The sequence below is a fragment of the Methylomonas sp. EFPC1 genome (genome assembly GCF_016925515.1).
In the GTDB taxonomy this organism is placed as follows: Bacteria; Pseudomonadota; Gammaproteobacteria; order Methylococcales; family Methylomonadaceae; genus Methylomonas; species Methylomonas defluvii.
Window position 1 is genome coordinate 1 of the sequence record NZ_CP070494.1, and the last position, 17,025, is coordinate 17,025.

13 protein-coding genes are annotated in these 17,025 nt (G+C 47.7%); 8 read left to right on the plus strand and 5 right to left on the minus strand.

What is annotated here, in order from left to right:
- The 7 genes from dnaA to JWZ98_RS00035 all read left to right on the plus strand — a co-directional run bounded on the left by dnaA (position 1) and on the right by JWZ98_RS00035 (position 9,891).
- A complete protein-coding gene (dnaA, locus tag JWZ98_RS00005; RefSeq protein WP_205452398.1) occupies positions 1-1,317 on the plus strand; it encodes a chromosomal replication initiator protein DnaA in 1,317 nt (438 codons plus the stop codon).
- Positions 1,318-1,506: 189 nt separating this feature from the next.
- On the plus strand, positions 1,507-2,610 hold the full coding sequence (dnaN, locus tag JWZ98_RS00010) for a DNA polymerase III subunit beta (RefSeq protein ID WP_020484043.1): 1,104 nt from the start codon (positions 1,507-1,509) through the stop codon (positions 2,608-2,610).
- A gap of 14 nt (positions 2,611-2,624) precedes the next feature.
- Complete coding sequence (gene recF, locus JWZ98_RS00015) at positions 2,625-3,698, plus strand: DNA replication/repair protein RecF (protein ID WP_205452399.1); 1,074 nt, start codon at positions 2,625-2,627, stop codon at positions 3,696-3,698.
- Positions 3,699-3,818: 120 nt separating this feature from the next.
- Positions 3,819-6,224 (plus strand): DNA topoisomerase (ATP-hydrolyzing) subunit B, encoded by a 2,406-nt coding sequence (gene gyrB / locus JWZ98_RS00020; RefSeq protein ID WP_205452401.1) that lies wholly within the window; start codon positions 3,819-3,821, stop codon positions 6,222-6,224.
- A 265-nt stretch (positions 6,225-6,489) separates the two neighbouring features.
- Positions 6,490-7,806 (plus strand): NACHT domain-containing protein, encoded by a 1,317-nt coding sequence (locus JWZ98_RS00025; RefSeq protein ID WP_205452409.1) that lies wholly within the window; start codon positions 6,490-6,492, stop codon positions 7,804-7,806.
- Positions 7,807-8,777: 971 nt separating this feature from the next.
- Entirely contained in the window at positions 8,778-9,590 is an 813-nt protein-coding gene (locus JWZ98_RS00030) for a type I restriction endonuclease (protein WP_205452411.1), read from the plus strand.
- Between the two features lie 28 nt (positions 9,591-9,618).
- Positions 9,619-9,891: a hypothetical protein gene (locus JWZ98_RS00035; protein WP_205452413.1), complete on the plus strand. Its 273-nt coding sequence runs from the start codon at positions 9,619-9,621 to the stop codon at positions 9,889-9,891.
- A 574-nt stretch (positions 9,892-10,465) separates the two neighbouring features.
- Here JWZ98_RS00035 and JWZ98_RS00040 read toward each other — a convergent pair.
- From JWZ98_RS00040 to JWZ98_RS00060, 5 genes are all read right to left on the minus strand, one after another.
- Positions 10,466-11,548, minus strand: coding sequence for a DUF3987 domain-containing protein (locus JWZ98_RS00040; RefSeq protein ID WP_205452421.1), 1,083 nt, complete (start codon positions 11,546-11,548; stop codon positions 10,466-10,468).
- A 21-nt stretch (positions 11,549-11,569) separates the two neighbouring features.
- A complete protein-coding gene (locus JWZ98_RS00045; RefSeq protein ID WP_205452423.1) occupies positions 11,570-12,451 on the minus strand; it encodes a plasmid partitioning protein RepB C-terminal domain-containing protein in 882 nt (293 codons plus the stop codon).
- Positions 12,452-12,453: 2 nt separating this feature from the next.
- On the minus strand, positions 12,454-13,353 hold the full coding sequence (locus JWZ98_RS00050) for a plasmid partitioning protein RepB C-terminal domain-containing protein (RefSeq protein ID WP_205452425.1): 900 nt from the start codon (positions 13,351-13,353) through the stop codon (positions 12,454-12,456).
- Complete coding sequence (locus tag JWZ98_RS00055; RefSeq protein ID WP_205452426.1) at positions 13,350-14,915, minus strand: recombinase family protein; 1,566 nt, start codon at positions 14,913-14,915, stop codon at positions 13,350-13,352. The genes JWZ98_RS00050 and JWZ98_RS00055 overlap by 4 nt, the downstream gene beginning before the upstream one ends.
- A 244-nt stretch (positions 14,916-15,159) precedes the next feature.
- Entirely contained in the window at positions 15,160-15,486 is a 327-nt protein-coding gene (locus tag JWZ98_RS00060) for a hypothetical protein (protein ID WP_205452427.1), read from the minus strand.
- 10 nt (positions 15,487-15,496) lie between these two features.
- Here JWZ98_RS00060 and JWZ98_RS00065 point away from each other — a divergent pair, with 10 nt between their 5' ends.
- Positions 15,497-16,666 (plus strand): Fic family protein, encoded by a 1,170-nt coding sequence (locus JWZ98_RS00065; RefSeq protein ID WP_205452429.1) that lies wholly within the window; start codon positions 15,497-15,499, stop codon positions 16,664-16,666.
- Positions 16,667-17,025: the final 359 nt, after the last annotated feature.

Consider the following 17,025-nt stretch of genomic DNA (forward strand, 5'->3'; position numbering starts at 1 on the left):
ATGAGTGTGATTTGGAACAACTGCCTGGCCAAGCTTGAACATGAAATTCCCAGTACCGATTTCAGCACCTGGATCAGGCCGCTGCAAGCAGTGGAAAGCGACAGCCAGTTAAAATTGCTTGCCCCCAACCGGTTTATTATCGACCACATCAAACAGCATTTTTTCGCGATCATCGAAGACTCCGTAAACGAATTTTCCAATGCAACTTTGGCGGTGCAGTTTGAAATCGGCAGTAAAAAATCGCCGGCCATCAAAGCACCGGCACTTAATAAGAGTCCGACGCAAAAGAAGAATCAACCGAATTTTTTAAACAAAGCCTTCACCTTTGAAAGCTTTGTGGAAGGTAAATCCAATCAATTGGCCAGAGCGGCTTCGATGACGGTTTCCGACAATATCGGCAAAGTCTACAACCCGCTGTTTATCTACGGCAGTTCCGGTCTGGGTAAAACCCACTTGATGCATGCCATCGGTAACGCGGTGTTGTTGAAAAAGCCCGACGCCAATATCGTCTATCTGCATTCCGAGAAGTTTGTGCAGGACATGGTCAAGGCGTTGCAACAAAACAGCATCAACCAATTTAAAGAATACTATCGCAGCATCGATATTTTATTGATGGACGACATCCAGTTTCTGGCCGGTAAGGAGCGTTCGCAGGAAGAGTTTTTTCACACCTTTAACAACCTGCTGGATAACAAACATCAGGTGGTTTTGACTTGCGACAAATATCCCAAGGAAATCGACGGTTTGGAAGATCGTTTGAAATCGCGCTTCGGTTGGGGTTTGCCAGTGGCTATCGAACCGCCGGATCTGGAAACCCGGGCCGCCATCTTGATTAAAAAGGCTATGCAGGTCGGTGTGGATCTGGATCAAGACATAGCCTTTTTTATCGCCAAGCGGATACCTTCCAATGTTAGAGATTTGGAAGGTGCATTACGGCGGGTGGTAGCCAACTCACAATTTACCGGCCGCGACATTACCTTGGAATTTACCAAGGAAGCGTTGCACGATTTGATCAGCTTGCAAGACAAGTTGATCAGTATCGATAACATTCAAAAGACCGTGGCTGAATATTTCAAGATCAGGGTAGCCGATTTATCCTCAAAAAACCGCAAACAATCCATCACCCGACCCAGACAGGTGGCGATGTGCCTGGCTAGGGAATTGACCTCGCACAGTTATCCGGAAATTGGTGATGCATTTGGCGGACGCGATCACACCACAGTCATCAATGCCTGCAAGCGGGTGGCTGAGTTGAAAGATGACGATGTGAAGATGGCGGAAGATTACAAAAACCTGTTGAGAACCTTATCGCATTAATTGCGCTTAAGTTGTGGATAAAGTGTGCCGAAAATACCCTATCCAGGTTATCCACAAACCTCATACAAGCTAAAACGGTATCCGGCAACAATGTTTGATACATGCTAAGATTTTGATTTAAATTAGATAAAACCGGTTTTCCACAGCTTTTTGTTTACATAGTAGTAACAATATATAAAAGATATTTATATGAAATTTATTATTAGCCGAGATCAAATTTTGCCGCCGCTGCAGCAAATCGTCAGCGTTATCGAGAAAAGGCAGACCATGCCGATTCTGTCCAATGTGTTGTTGCAGGCTAGCGACGAGCAACTGGTCATGACCGGTACGGATACGGAAATCCAGATCGTTGCTAAGTTAAATATCGAATCAATAGCGCATTCCGGGGAAATCACGGTTCCTGCTAGGAAATTTCTGGATATTTGCCGCTTATTACCCAATGGCGCGGAAATTCATTTCGAGTTGCAAGACGATAAAGTCAAAGTTGTCTCCGGCCGCAGCAGATTTTCCTTAAGTACCTTGCCAGCTGAACACTACCCTGAATTCAATGAGTCAGAGTTTGAACACAGCTTTTTGCTGAATGCCGGCAAATTCAAGAAGGCGTTGGATAAAACCGTGTTTTGCATGGCTAATCAAGATGTACGCTATTACTTGAACGGTTTGTTGTTGAACGTGAGTAATTCCAAGCTAAAGCTGGTCGCTTCCGATGGTCATCGTTTGTCGATTTATGAAGACGATATAGGACAAGCGACCGGTTATGAATCCCGCATTATCATGCCCAGAAAAGCGGTGCAGGAACTTAGCCGCTTGCTGGACGATGCAGACGCTGAACTAAACATCCAGTTTTCCAGCAACAACATCCGAATTTATTACAAGGATGTAGTGTTCTCCTCCAAACTGATCGATGCCAAGTTTCCGGATTTCAGTAAAGTGTTTAATCAAAGCTTTATGAGTCCTTTGCTAATCCAAAAACAAGTCTTGAGAGATGCGTTAACGCGGGTGGCGATTCTGTCTAATGAAAAATACAAGGGCGTGACTTTCGATATATCCGGCGATTTGCTGAAACTCAGTACGCATAATCCTGAGCATGACGAGGCCGAGGAAGAGTTGATCATCGATTATCAAGGTGAGCCGTTGAGTATTTCGTTTAACTCGCAGTACATGTTGGATGCTGTATCTAATTTGGACTCCGAAATGGCGGTGCTAACCATAGCCGGCAATGCCAGCAGTTGTTTTATTGAAGAACCCGAACAGCCTTTATTTAAATTTATTGTGATGCCGATGCGGATGTAGGTTGTCCAGGGATTATGACCTTGTTAAAGCTGGATGTGCTGTCGGTCAGAAACATCCATTCCGCAAGTATCTCGCCGTCGCCCGCCATTAATTTCATCACCGGCGCCAATGCCAGCGGCAAGAGTTCGCTGCTGGAAGCTATTTTTATTTTGGGTAGATCCCGTTCGTTTAGAACGACCCATACCAAGCAGGCAATTTCTTTCGAACAGTCGCAATTGACCGTGTCGGCACAAAATCGGCAACAGTCCGGTTCAGTCAGTACGTTGGGGATACAGATTGACAATAAACAATGCCAGATCCGCATCGATCAGGAAGATCGGCAAAAAGCGGATTTGGCTTACGCATTGCCGGTGCAATTGATTCATCCCAAGAGTTATCGCTTGCTGGACTCCGGGCCGCAAATCCGTAGAGAGTTTTTAGACTGGGGGATTTTTAATCAGCACAAAAACTTTCTGCCCTGTTGGCGCAAGTTTAATAAGGCTTTGCAGCAACGCAACGCTTTGTTGAAAACCCGGCAAATCAAACAGCTTCCGGCCTGGGACAAAGAACTTGTGGAATATGGGCAGGTGATTAACGATTTTCGTTTGGCCTATGTCGCCAGCTTGCAACCGGTGTTTTTAGAAATGGCTGGTCATTTTTTGGATAAGGATGATGTCGATTTACGCTTCTTGCCAGGCTGGGACGATAGACAAGCCTTAGACTTTATTTTGAAAAACGATCTAGACCGAGATATGCGCTATGGCTTTACACATAGCGGCCCGCACCGGGCGGATTTTCAAACTTATCAAAACAAAAGACTGGCGAAAGACTATCTGTCACGCGGGCAACAAAAGCTTTTGGTCTTGGCTTTGTTGTTAGCGCAAGTGACTTTATTAAACCAGGAAAGCCCATACTCGTGCGTCATTCTCATTGACGATCTAGCGTCCGAATTGGATACAGAAAACCGGGCAAAATTGATAAAATACCTCGTTGGATTGAGTTGCCAGGTTTTTATCAGCAGTACCGATATAGCTGATTTTGGCGACTTAAGTACAGTAGAAAACTATAAATGGTTTCACGTGGAACAAGGCGATGTAAAACAATTTTGATGTTTCACGTGGAACAAATAATAAAAATTAACAACTCCCATCACACACGATACAACCGATTCATGCGTGACATGAAGACCGGGCATCGTTGCGGTAAAACACAACACAATGGATATACCCATGAGTGAAAATTACGACAGTTCGAATATCACCGTACTAAAAGGCTTGGATGCGGTCAGAAAACGTCCAGGCATGTACATTGGCGACACCGATGACGGTTCCGGCTTGCATCACATGGTGTTCGAAGTGGTCGATAACTCCATCGACGAAGCGCTGGCTGGTTATTGCAAAGGCGTCGATGTCGTTATTCATGAAAATGGGTCCGTATCCGTTTACGACGATGGTCGCGGTATTCCGGTGGATATACACAAGGAAGAAGGCCGCTCCGCCGCCGAAGTAATTATGACCATCCTGCATGCCGGCGGTAAGTTTGACGACAACGCCTACAAAGTCTCCGGCGGTTTACACGGCGTAGGCGTCTCCGTGGTGAATGCCTTGTCTGAAGAGTTAACGTTGAAGATCCGCAAGAACGGCAAACTGCACATGCAAAAATACGTGCTCGGGGAGCCCGTAGCGCCGCTAGCGGTGATAGGTGATTGTGAGGGCAGCGGCACCTACATCAACTTCAAGCCCAGCCCAACTATCTTCACCAATATCGAATTTCACTACGACATCCTCGCCAAGCGTTTGCGCGAACTGTCGTTTTTGAATTCCGGCGTGCGAATCTCCTTGCGCGACGAAAGAACCGGCAAGGAAGATGTATTCGAATTTGAAGGCGGCATCAGTGCCTTCGTCCAACATCTCAACAAAAACAAAACACCATTGTTTGAAAAAGTTTTTCACTTTGTCGCCGAGAAAGAAGGCGTCACGGTGGAAGTGGCGATGCAATGGAACGACTCCTACCAAGAGAACGTATTCTGCTATACCAACAACATTCCGCAACGCGACGGCGGTACGCATTTGGCCGGCTTTAGAGGCGCCTTGACTCGTACCATCAACCAATACATCGAAACCAACGGCTTGGCTAAAAAAGAAAAGGTCGCCACCACCGGCGACGACGCCCGCGAAGGTTTAACTGCCGTGTTATCGGTGAAAGTCCCCGATCCCAAGTTCTCCTCGCAGACCAAAGACAAATTGGTGTCATCGGAAGTCAAACCCTTGGTCGAATCGACCATGAACGAAAAACTGCAAGAGTTCTTACTGGAACAACCGCAAGTCGCTAAAGCCATTGCCGCCAAAATTATCGATGCAGCCAGAGCACGTGAAGCGGCTAGAAAAGCTCGGGAAATGACCCGCCGCAAAACCACCCTGGATATTGCCGGTTTACCCGGCAAACTCGCCGATTGCCAGGAAAAAGACCCGGCCTTGTCCGAACTGTTCATCGTGGAAGGGGACTCGGCGGGCGGCTCAGCAAAGCAAGGCCGTGATCGCCGTACCCAAGCTATTCTGCCGTTGAAAGGTAAAATTCTTAACGTGGAACGCGCCCGCTTCGACAGAATGATTTCCTCGGAAGAAGTCGGCACCCTGATCACCGCGTTGGGCTGCGGCATCGGTAAAGACGAATACAACATCGATAAACTCCGCTACCACCGCATCATCATCATGACCGACGCGGACGTCGACGGCTCGCACATTCGCACCCTGCTACTGACTTTCTTCTATCGGCAATTGCCGGAGCTGGTCGAGCGCGGCCACATCTACATCGCCCAACCGCCGTTGTACAAAGTCAAAAAAGGTAAACAAGAACATTACGTCAAAGACGACAACGCCTTAAACCAATACTTGATCCAATTGGCGTTGGACAAAGCTCAACTACAAACCGATGCCGACACCCCGGTGATCCAAGGCCAAGGCCTGGAAAAACTGGCGACGGAATTTGCCGACGTGATGAGCATCATCAATCGCCTGTCCAGACGCTACGACGACCTGTACCTGGAGCAAATGACCTACATGCAGGTGTTAAGCGACGAAATCAAAGCCGACCAGCAAAAGCTGCAAGCCTGGTTGGATTTACTGCAAAAAAATCTGAACGAAGGCGGCCATAAGGCTATATTCAGCACCCAATTAAAATATCGCGGGAGCGATGATTTTGATGTGGAAGTCAGCAAACGCTTGCACGGCATCACCAAAAGCTTTGTTTTGCACGCACCGTTCTTTGCCGGCAACGATTATCAAAAAATCGCCCGCTACGTGGAAAAAACCCTCAGCATGTTCGGCGAAACCTCCGTCATGCGCATGGGCGAACGCGAACAGCAAGTGGATAACTTTAAGCAAGCATTCGAATGGATGATGAAAGAAGTCAAAAAAGGCCAGCATATCCAGCGCTACAAAGGTTTGGGCGAAATGAACCCGGAACAGCTTTGGGAAACCACTCTCGACGCCAACGGCCGCCGCATGCTGCAAGTCACCATCAACGACGTAGTTGCCGCCGACGAAATCTTCACCACCCTAATGGGCGATGTGGTGGAACCGCGTCGGGATTTTATTGTGAAGAATGCGCTGGATGTGGCGAATTTGGATGTTTGACTTGTCGGATGCCACAATTAGTGAAAAGTGTGCCAAATTAGTGAAAAACTAATGACACAAATAATGAAATAATCCGACGGTTCTTGCTTATTTTTTCAGACTAAGAACATCGCATCGCAAAAAGCAGGTACTTGTTTTGAGGTACCTGCTTATCTGAATTTAATTTGGATTGGTGGAATTGCCTAATACAAGCTGCTGTTTCCCATGGCCTCGATACTGGTTCCCTGAGGGAAACAGCAACAGCGTATTTGTTCAAAGCGGTTACTTGGCTTTACCGCCTGCCGAAGACAGCCATTATTATCAAGCTCTTCCTAGACAACTTGCCGAGTTAAGTCAGATTCCGGTATTGATTCTGTTAGGTGAACCTGGCTATGGAAAAAGCCACGCTTTAGCGGATGAACGGAAACGGCTCGAAAAGGAACACCTTGAAGATTTAGTCATTTTTGAAGACCTTAAAACCTTTGTCCCTGGCTCTGAACAGCGATTGCTCGATTCGGATACATTTAAGCTTGTTGAACAAGGGCGGCGTTTATGGATACTCCTCGATAGCTTTGACGAATGCACGCTCCCAGCTCCAGGGGATTGGCTAATCAGCAATTTTATTAACAAGATCAAACATCCCGAGCGGGTTTTTGTACGCATTACTTGCAGGCCATCTCACTGGCCGGAAAGATTGGAAAAGGCCTTTTCGGGGCGTTGGCGCTCAGTTACTGAATCTCCCGTCGCGTCTTGGCGCTTATGCCCATTACGTCAAGACGATATACGGCTAGCTGCAAACCTTAGCCAAATTGATGCCGAAGGATTTTTAAATACCGTAACTGAACGTAATGTGGAGCAATTGGCAGCCCTGCCGGTTACGTTGCGATTCATGCTCGGGCTTTTTAAAGAAAATCGTTTACCGAAGTTGCGAACCGAGATTTTCGAGCAAGGATTGGAACTGCTCTGCGAGGATAGTCCGGAGCGGCAAATCAATGGTGTCAAAAGCCAAATTCCGGCTGGGGATAGATTTCGAATCGCTACTAAGATTGCGCTGGGTTATGTCTTGCAGGGTTGTAATAGTGTTTGGTTCGGGCCGCGTGTTCAATGCCCAATCGGTTTGTTCGATGCCAAGCAAGTAGCTTGCAAAGAGGTGGGCCAGGAAATAAGTGATGAAGCCGTCAAAGAGACCCTCGAATTGACCGGAATCTTCGCTAGGGTTGACGGTAAGCATTTTCAATTTGCCAGCCGCACCTTTGCCGAATTTTTAGCCGCTTGGTACATCGCAAAAAGTCCGGTGCCTACCTCGCAAAAGTTAAAGGTGCTTTTGCATCCTGATAGCCAACGGCTGATCCCGGATTTGCATGAAACAACAGCGTGGTTGGCCGCACTAGATATTGATTTTAGAAGTTGGCTAATTAATCACGAACCAGAAGCTGCATTAGAGGCTGATTTTGCGACACTGGCGCAAGCCGACTTGCCGGCTCTCGTTGATGGAATGTTGCGTTTGGCTACAGAGGAGCAGCGTCCTTCATACGATCGGCAAGGTGTTTATCGGGTGCATCCCTCAGCGCTTGTTGAGCGCATGGTTGCCCGAGGTCTTTAGCCTACCCAGCGGTCAAAGGGATGCGCCACCTTAAGGGGGGGTTGAAGGTTTGTTTTTAAACAGGATTTAGTGGTTTCGTTGAGCGTCACTTAGCGGCGCGCCCTTTACCTTTGCGTTACCTAATAATAAAGAATAGATGAGTACATTTCTACTTACATGGAAGCCCGATGAATGGGGTTACGAAAAACTCAAAGAGCGGCTTGATTTACATGGGGCTGGTGAAACTATTCAACGTTGGAGTTGCGGCCGCACCAAAAACATCCCGCTATGCATTTGCAATTTAGCGTGTTAAACGGCGTCGAAGTTTTTCCAGAAATCGGCCCCATGTCGAATTTCGTAAGTTCTTTAAAAAATAACTTGTCCAACTACCTGAAAAAGTTGAATGTTTATTTTGATCAAGAATCGGAGAATTATCCACGCCGGTTAACACGAGTGAGTGCAATGGCCGAACTTGCTTTATAAAAGTGAAGGGTGCGAAATTTTTCAATATTAGTGGCACAAAATCCGGAGTTTTTCATTTTTTGTGTCAAAAGAGGGTATAGTGTATGACACAAAAAATGAAAAACCGCTTTAAATTCAATGAACCATTTTTCACTTAATTTGGCATTCGACATGACTAGTTGTCGTGTGTCAGATCTCATAATTTCTTAAATAAATCTCAGAATTCTTGTACGAAATCTCAAAATTTATTAAACGTGCTCCGAAGTGGTCCGCTAATGGCGGACCATATTTAATGCTGAGTTTTTGTACGCCAAAAAGATAGAGAAGCGATTATTCTGAGAGTCATTGTTCCACCACACCTCATTTACGTTTCAGCACAACAGGTAAAACTCTAAAATTGACTAAAACTGAGGTCATCAAGATAAATTCAGCATAATGAGTTTGAACTTGGAATCTAACCATACAACCAGCTGATTGAATGGCAATGGTCGGTGGTGATAAACAGGCTTAACCCTCTCATAAAGGATTACATGAAGTTCACTGAAGATACGCGCGTCAAGATTCCAGTCATCCTGCATTTGGTTCGCCTCGGTTACCAATACTTATCGCTGAAGGAACAGCAATGGGATTTGGAGACCAACCTATTTCCCGATCTGTTCAAAACCGCAATCAGCAAGATCAATCCCGGCGTGGCCGATGCCGACGTTGATCGTTTGTTGGCAGATGTAAAACTCACGCTGGATAACGACGACCTCGGTCAAGCTTTCTACAGTAAGATAGCGGATCGCTCCGGCACCAAGCTGATCGACTTCGAGAACTTCAACAATAATAGTTTCCATGTCGTTACCGAGCTGACCTATAAAAACGGTGACGAAGAGTTCCGGCCCGACATCACTTTGCTGATCAACGGCATGCCGCTGGTGTTTATCGAAGTTAAAAAGCCTAACAACCGCGAAGGCATATTGGCGGAACGCGACCGGATCAATAAACGCTTTCAAAACGCCAAGTTCAAGCGTTTCGTCAACGTCACCCAGTTGATGATCTTCTCCAATAACATGGAATACGACGAAGGCGACGTTCAACCGATTCAGGGCGCGTTTTATGCCAGTCCGTCTTATCTGGAACCGCAATTCAACTATTTCCGCGAAGAAGAGGTATTGAATTGGACGGCTTTGCTCAAGCCCTTATCCGACGAGACGGAACTGAACGTCCTGAAAGACAATAATCTCGAAGTCATCCGCAGTAATCCTGAGTTCATCACCAATAAAGAACCTAACAGGCCAACTAATCTTATTTGCACTTCGTTGCTGAGCCGGGAGCGATTGGCTTTCGTATTGCGTTAAGCATTTGACGCCAGAATATGCGTTTATCTTGGACAATCTGGACGATAAAACGCGTAGTAGCGTGGAAGAAAAAGAGGCCGATGAAGGCGCGCGTAATGCGCTTATTCCCCCAGAAATATGGATGCAATCCGCTGTGAGTATCTCGCACGATCAAGAAGATGCGATTAAATTGGCCGATGATTTAAGAATCCATCCAGCCATTGTCGCCGGCCGGGTTCGCTACCAAACCAATGATTGGCGATTGTTGAGTCGCTTGATTAAGGGAGGCAGTGTAAGAGAACTGTTTGAAAAACAAGGATAAAGAAAAAGGGCAAAAGTTGGAGCTTTTGCCCTTTTTTTAATTTTTGCCTGAGGACATTGACGTGTCCAACAGGCAAGGCATTGGGTGGTACAGGTTCCCCTTTGCCCTCGTAGTGTGCTTTAAGGCCCTGAAAGTTTAGCAGATGCTACGAGTTTGTCTATTTCCTGTGAAGCATTTTTACAGGAGGTTGCCATGGCAATTCCCTTGAAAACTGTGTTTGTGCGCAGATACCGCCGCCGTAGATTCGGCCAGTGGGAAAACGTTTGTCAGCACAGACGCCGTCCGCCGAGACGTTAAAGGTTGGCAGCAAGGTTGGGTTATCGACTGCCTTGCTGTTTTAACTTTGCCATTACCATTTCAATTTATTTTGAATCAGGACAAATTATGTATATCTGTAAAAAAAGAATCAGAAATATTGATCGTTATGTAAGAAACCTCAGAATTGGGCAGGAAATTATTCTGTCTGTTTCTGCTAACCAAGTCGAGTCTGGAATCTTACAAAAAATTGGATTTAGCGCCAGATTAGAGCCGGGTGAAACTGTTTTGCCGGATGTCATCGGTTCGATTACCGATTTCAATTCAAGCGGTAAATATATCGTGCACAAAGACCAAGATATGGAAACAGTGTATCGGCAGAGCGAATGGAAGTGGAATGAATTTCGTGGGCGTGATAATACGGTAGAGATGTCAAAAATCGTTGAGGTTCCTTATAAACGTTACCCGCGCTATTATCGTTAAGTTCGCCCAGATAGAATTGGGCGTAACGTCGCTGTGCCTGTGGTGTCAGGTCCATTCTTAGGAAATCATCATGCTTGGCGGTTCGGGCAAATTCAAGAATCTGCATCACCCGTAACGCCAAAGCATCTATGGTGATCTGGGGTGTTTCTTTTGGAAATGGCAATATTTCAGACCGTTCCGCCCAAATCATTAAAAACCGATTAGCCAAACCATTCGTCATTTCCCGGGATGTCATCAATGCCATCAATTCATGCGGTGTAATGGCTCCGCTCATGCAAACATGCGGATTACTCGCATATAGCTGGTTGGATTTGGTGGCCGGTTTCAGGCATATGCCGTCCCAGCAATCACGCAAGGCGGCTGACAGCGTGTTGCCTTTGCCTCGGCCATGATGAAGTATATTGGCGAATTCCGATTCAATGACCCAGAGCCGTTTGTCATCAATCGCTGGAATATTTTGTCTGCCGTGCCGGTAGCCGTCGTGAATCAGGGCCACTAGACCTTCGCGGCTAGACAGGCCGCCGCGATGGATTTGCGGTGCGAACTCCGGTTTCAGTTGTTGCATCGCCTGGGCGAGTCGAATGGTCAGCGATACAGCATCGCCTTTGCGGCCCCGACCCGAGCGACCAATATGCAATACGAAAAGTCTTGCGTGATGCCAGGTATTACCAATGGGTAGATACGGGCCACGGCCAATGGCGCAGGAAAGATAGGTCATGAAGTTGGCGGCAATCGCGTAAGGATTGGTTTCTGTGGCCGTGCTGCCAGCCCTAGCCACATCTCCCACCAACCCATACAAACAAATTTCGGAGGGCTGAGGTGAATTTCGATGAATCTCGAAATCGTCATGACATTGCGTATTCGGATCAATATCTACTTCGTCCGCTGGGATATTGCAAATCATCGATTGCCCGCTCATACCCTTGTCCGACAATGAGCCTTATTTATCCAGCGATACCGTCTGGATGATGTTCTCGAATTCGGCCAGCACGTCAGGCTGATGAAGCCGCAGGTAACGCGACACCTGTGGATTATCGAGTAGTTTGGACAAATATCCCTTGGCCAGAACCAAATTTAGAATGACCTCGCCATAGGTTTGCTCGACCAATTTGTACTGCCCATGTAAATTAGTCATTTCTCGTTCCATTTTGCTGATTTGCTCGGGCGTTACGCCATTGATTCGCTTGGCTTTGCTGGGTTCGACCAATAAATTGTCAGGCGTCGCCATCAACAATGCCTGGGCGTAGGGCACGGTCAAATTGTTGGCTGACACCATGAGTTCCACGCATTCCAATTGTCGAATGGGTTTCATTTTCCGCAGCACCGGACTCACATAAGCCGAGAATTCCTGGTCCTTCAAGAGCTCAACTACCTCAGCGCATAAGCCATCCAGTAAATTGAGCTTTTTGTCCACGAAACTGATATCCATGTTCAACGCAATGGCGAGCCGCTCCCGGGAGACACCGCGTTCCACTGCTCGACGAATCATGTAATGTTCATGCACGGTAGAAAGCCGGTTGATACGATTGTTGTAGGTATAGGATTCGTCGTCAGTGGCTATGAGACAGGGGGCATCGTCATATTCAAACTGGCGCAGCACCATCAACCGAATATGGCCATCCAGCAGAATGTGGTGCCCCGTCGCTTTATTAGCCTTGCCGATGGTCAAAGGCTCTATCAGGCCGACTTCGGCAATTGATGATTGAATTTGCTTAAACTTCCGGGAGTTCAGCAAACCCTCTGGCGTTTTTCGAGAAGGTAAAATCCGATCGAGCGGAATCACCAATTGTGACATTTCAAAACCGAGGGGTAATTCTGTCACAGCTAATGGCCTCCCGCCGATACACGCTCTGCCAGGTATTTCGGCAGCGTTTCCAAGCTTTCGGCGCGCAGCAATGTTGTAAAATTTTCATCCGCGAGCAATTCTCGCAAGGCGCCGACGACGAACATCAGACGTTGTTGGGCAAATTCCGCCTTTTTGATCATCAGTTTTTGGCGGTCGACTTCCTTTTGATAACTTCTCACCAAGCTGATCGTCGTAACCTCTTTGGGCGTTTTGCGCGGGGCTGCATGTGCGATGGATCGCCCTAGACTTTGGCGTTGTAAAATAACCTTCCGCGCCTGAGTCAACTGCTTGCCTCTTAACTCACCCGATTCGTAAGCCTCCTGGAGAGCGACTTGTACATCTTTTTCGGCGTTGCCGACGTTTGCAATTTCTAGCGCGGTATTTAAAGGGATTCGTCCGCTTTCAACGGCGACAATCAACCGCTCTTCTCCTTGATCCAGTAACATCAAAATGCCTTGGACATAACAGGCGCTTAACCCCGTTTTTTTGGCAATGATTGCCTTGTCATAACCCTGATCCCTCAATTGCTGAATGCCGGCCAATAACTCAAGCGGTCGACATTGGCGGCGGGCAATGTTTTCCGCCAGGCTCATGATGAAGGCGTCTTCATCGTCGACCTGAATGACTTGCGCTGGAATTCTGGTTTCCCCAAGTTCTTGATAGGCTTTGAGTCGCCCCTCGCCACAAATCAGCAGGAATTGATCTTGGCCATCCGCAGAGAGGCGGGGTGTCACCGTAATGGGCTTCTTGAGGCCAATGGTTTTGATGTTGTTAACGATCTCGCCAAAAACACGATGATTACGATCACGCGGGTTGAGTGCCACAATCAGTTCAATGGGAATCATGTGGACACTACCTTGCCGATGTTGTTTGGTCATGCCGCTCTCCGGATCCGGCTGCGTTCGGCCATGCCGTACAAGTAATCAAGTGTGTGGAACCTGTAACTTTCGAATTCAATGCCGTTGTGTTCACCGAGACTGATCTTGGGTATGCCGAAATCCAGCTTCGGCAATAAGTAGTAATCCAAAGGCGCCTGATTAGGTTGGTCCAAACGGACTACGATGGTGATATCTGGGGCCAAGCTGGTATCGAATCTGACTTTCCAGCGATAATGGCCGTTATCGAGAGTCTGGCACCGAGCCAGGACAACAGAGACTGAAAACTCGCGATTAATCAGCAGCAGATCGGTGGCCGGATCGCGCTCGACACTGCCACCGAGGTTGGCAATTTTCTGTTCGGTTTGCAAAACAATCTGCGGGTGGAGGCGGCGAAGGAACTGATTCACTTCGAGATAGTGGTAATCCCGGTCAGGGTTAAAACCGACGGTTTGGTAGGCACGGATCAGACTGCCGAAGTGGTGAACGTAGGCGGCTTTGGACGGCATGTCATCGGCTTCGTCGATGATCAGCCCTGAGAGGAAGCCTCGGCGTTCGTAGAGATTGCGCAGTTTTTCGATCAGTTCGTCTTTGCTGTATCGATGTGCCCGCGCCCGAATAATGCCTTGTGCCGTGTAGAACAGCTCCGGGGAAACGATGCCTTCAAAAGCGCCTTCCTTCTTGATCCACATATCCGGCGAATTAACGATGCGAAGCTTTTTTAGTTTGAAGGATATGCGGTTGTAAATATTATTCCCGATGTACTTCTCGTTACTCAGGACCTCGCGAACGGTACCGCGCGTCCAGTGACGATCCTGGTCGGTACGGACACCTCGCTCATTCAGTCGATTGGCTATTTCGGTTTCGCTGATGCCTTCATCGACGAACCATCGGTACATCTGATTGACGACCTTAATTTCATTATCCGGACCCGGCATCAGAATGACTCGATCGGTCTGTAGACTTTTATGTTCGCCTCTGGCTAGTTCGCCTTTGTGTGCGCCCGATTGATCAATCAATACCCGGCGTAATCCATAACCGGCAGGTCCGCCTTGGCGGAAGCCCATCTCTATCAGTCGGCACTGCCCCGCAAATACTTTGGTGGATAGTTCGCGACTGTATTCGCCGGCCATCGCGCGTTTGACGCCTTTGACGATGGTGGATACCGGTGAGCCGTCGTTTTCGAACTGCTCAGCGCAATAGGCGACCTGGATGCCGGCGCGGCGGCAAATATATTCGTAATAAGCCGACTCGTCGGCATCCTGAAACCGCCCCCAGCGACTAACGTCATAAACCAAGATGACTTGAAATTCCTGAGTACCGGCTTCGACATCCTTGATCAATTGCTGTAAAGCCTGTCGACCATCAATCCGTAATCCGCTTTTACCCTCGTCAGCGTAAGTTCGCACGATTACCAGGTTACGTCGGGCGGCATATTCTCGAATTTTGTCACCCTGATTTTCCGTGGAATATTGTTGGTGTTCCGTCGACATCCGCACGTATTGAGCGGCTTTAAGTGCAGGAGGATGCCCACTATCGGTTTCATTGGTATCGTCTGATTGCATAGCCCATCCCGTAAGCGCCAATTTGCATGTTGTCCTTGTTCAGCCTGATCCAAAGCCAGTCAATTCGGATCAGATGTGTCCAGTTTCAAGGACTTATTTACGTGTAACGGTAATATCAGCCATTGGTAATGTCTATCAGGTCATCTCTTTGCAATTTTCACGGAATCCGTGCAAACACAGGCATGCACCGTGATCTCTACGATCCACACGTCCATCTTTGCAATAGGGTCGTCTGACTTGCGGCTCAGCTGATAGATGCCTGGAGGTAGCGAATTAACTGGAATTGACGCGTCCCTCTTTGCAATTGAGCGGGTAGCCGCTTGCCGATTTCGACCCCGTTGCAAAGCTCGATTTCGCTCGGCATACTTTGGATGTGATTTGCGATATTGGCGCCAATAGTCAGGATTGCGATCAATCCAGGCCTGCTGTGCGCGATTCTGGTTATCCAGATAATCAGGGTCATTCTGCAACTTGTTCCGCTGCCACTGCTTTTTACGCTGGCGCTGGCAACCGGGAGCTGAGCAATAGGATTGATGTGGAGTTTGTGGTCGAGGTTGAAATAGCTGGCCACATGCAGGGCATTGTTTGTTCTCCATGAAACACTCCACGCAAAAACCTGTATAGAGCATGGAATTGCCGCTTTTGGGTGTAAATGGGTGTATTTATGGATAATGGGTGTTATTGGGCGTAAGATTGGTCACATGATAAACTCTGACACCATCCAGATTACCCCGGAGATTCTTGGCTTAATCGCCAAAATTGATGAGTTCAAAGGTGCCTGGCGTGCATTGGGCACACTGGCGCCTGATCGCCTTTCCGCATTGCGACGAGTCGCAACGATTGAAAGCATCGGGTCATCCACTCGCATTGAAGGCAGCAAATTATCCGACCGCGATGTTGAGCGCTTGTTGTCGAATTTGCAGATCAAGACCTTTACCACACGAGACGAACAGGAAGTGGCGGGTTATGCCGAAGTCATGGATTTGGTATTTGCTTCCTGGGCGGACATCGCGCTGACCGAGAACCATATCAAGCAATTGCACCGCGACCTGCTGGTCTACAGCGAAAAGGATTCCTGGCATCGAGGCAACTACAAATCATCCTCCAACAGCGTGGTTGCTTTTGACGAAAACGGATTGCAACTTGGTGTGGTATTCGAAACCGCTACGCCCTTTGATACCCCAAGATTAATGACCGAATTGGTCACGTGGACTCAGGCAGAACGCAGTTTAGCGCAATTGCATCCGTTGTTATTGATTGGTTTGTGGGTAGTTATTTTCCTTGAAATCCATCCTTTTCAAGATGGTAATGGCCGATTGAGTAGGGTGTTGACCACATTGCTGCTTTTACAAGCAGGTTATAGCTACGTGCCTTATAGCTCGCTGGAAAGCGTCATCGAAATGAACAAGGAAGCCTACTATCTGGCGTTAAGACAGACCCAAGGAACGATTCGAACCGAAGCGCCGAACTGGCAACCTTGGCTTTTGTTTTTCTTGCGTTCGCTTGCCGAGCAAATGCGTCGCCTCAACAAAAAAGTTGAGCGTGAAAAATTGGTTCTGGCGCCGTTGCCCGAGCTATCGCTGCAGATTGTCGAATTCACTCGAGAACACGGTCGCATGACGATGGCAGATGCCATCAGACTAACTGGAAGCAGTCGAAACACCCTGAAGCAACACTTCAGAGCGTTGGTTGAGCTGGGACACCTCAATCAGCTTGGTAGTGGTCGCGGTGTTTGGTATGAGCTTCGCTGATCCAAAATGGACCTCGGTTCAATTATGGAATCGGGAATTGAACTACTTGCCAAACCAGCCTGCGAAACCTCATTAAAAACAGTAGGTTTGTGGCGCTTCAAAAGACCGTAAAAAACTACTTCCCTAACGAACCCGCAACAGCCTGCATCGACTCGCAATAGCAGAGCAGACGCGGTTTGTTTCAAGTGGCGACACCACCACCAATTATCAAAGTCCAACTGGTCTCAGTTGGACTTTGATAATTGCCTGTTACTGCGAGTTCATGCGGGTTTGTGCACACGTAATGTGTTACTAGATTGGTTTATTTTTTGTAAGATATTGAATTTTAATGATTAAAATCAATTTATCAAAAATTATGA